The following is a 1,379-nucleotide window of genomic DNA, read 5'->3' on the forward strand; positions in this document are numbered from 1 at the left end:
CGGTCTCGGCATTCCTGCTGAACCGCTCTTCCGATCTAATAGTTTTGCAACTTGGCTGGTTATTACATCTTAGGAAATTGCTATATTACCAGTTTTTTAGGGTTAGAGTATTTTTATTGTTATTAGGTTTTTCTATCAGGTTATAGTTTTTTATTTGTGTATAGTTATACTTTTTGAGTTTAAAGTATAATTTTTCATAAATCTTTATTATTATGGGTTATTAATAATTTACTTTATTAATGTGCGAAAAATTGATATAAGATTATGGTATAAATTTTTTAACAGGCAATTATGAAAATATATAAATTTACTATAGTAATAGTTTTGGCTATGATGTTAAGCGCTTGTATTGGCACTCTGGCAGGTGGTTCTAAGTCTATGGATAACAGAGGAGAGATTAATATAACAATTTTAATAATTGATGGAATATTCGTTTTGACAGGATTTGGGCTATTATTTTTACTCGTAGATGCAATAACTGGAGGTTTATATCATGAAAAACTAGAACAAAAAACTGAGAACTGAGAAGTCTAACCCTGAAGAAAAAGAAGACATTGTAGAAATGATGAAGAGGCTAGGAATTTAGAGAGCTATAAAAGCTCATGGATTTTAGAAAAATTAATAGTCTTTTAGGGTTATATTAATTTAATATTACACATCATGATGTTCGTAATATGCCCAATTCTCAAATAATTTTTTAAAATTTTTCTCAGTTTTAATTTTACTAATGGGTCCGGCACAACATATTTCACCTTTTTCTAAACACATCACAAAATCACTATTTTTAATCACTAGATTCAAATCGTGTGAAATCATTATAACCGCAAATTCCTTTCTTAATCTAGTTCTATGAATTACATCATAAATTAAATTTTGTGATGCAAAATCTATAAAGCTTAAAGCTTCGTCTAGAATAAGTAAATCTATATTGCGTAATAATGCTCTGGCTATAAGTACTCTTTGGCGTTCTCCGCCTGATAATTCTCTTAAGCTTTTTTTTAATAAAGGATAAATTTTAAGTTCATCTAGAATATTGTTATCTTCCTTCATTAGGTTAGATTTATTAATATTAAGATAAATAAAATCAAAAACTTGAATAGGAATTAAGATATCTTGATTAAAAAATTGAGGTACATAAGAAAGTTTTAAATTTGCTTTTTTAATAATTTTACCTCTAGTTGCAGAAATTGAACCGATAATTACTTTGCAGATAGTGCTTTTCCCAGCTCCGTTAGCCCCTAGTATAGTGATTAAAGAGTCTTGTTTTATTGCTAAATTAATATCTTTTATAAGATAGGAATTAGAAATTCTTACGGATACATTTTCTAAAAGTAGGATATGCTCTTTCATTAAGATCGGAAGAGCGTCGTGTAGGGAAA

The 1,379-nt window shown here is 28.3% G+C and carries 1 protein-coding gene; it reads left to right on the plus strand.

Annotation, left to right across the window (positions count from 1 at the left end; genetic code table 11):
• Window positions 1-330: 330 nt before the first annotated feature.
• On the plus strand, window positions 331-525 hold the full coding sequence (locus ACQCX0_RS05450) for a hypothetical protein (protein ID WP_462563156.1): 195 nt from the start codon (window positions 331-333) through the stop codon (window positions 523-525).
• Window positions 526-1,379: the final 854 nt, after the last annotated feature.

This window comes from Candidatus Hepatincolaceae symbiont of Strigamia maritima (assembly GCF_055505085.1).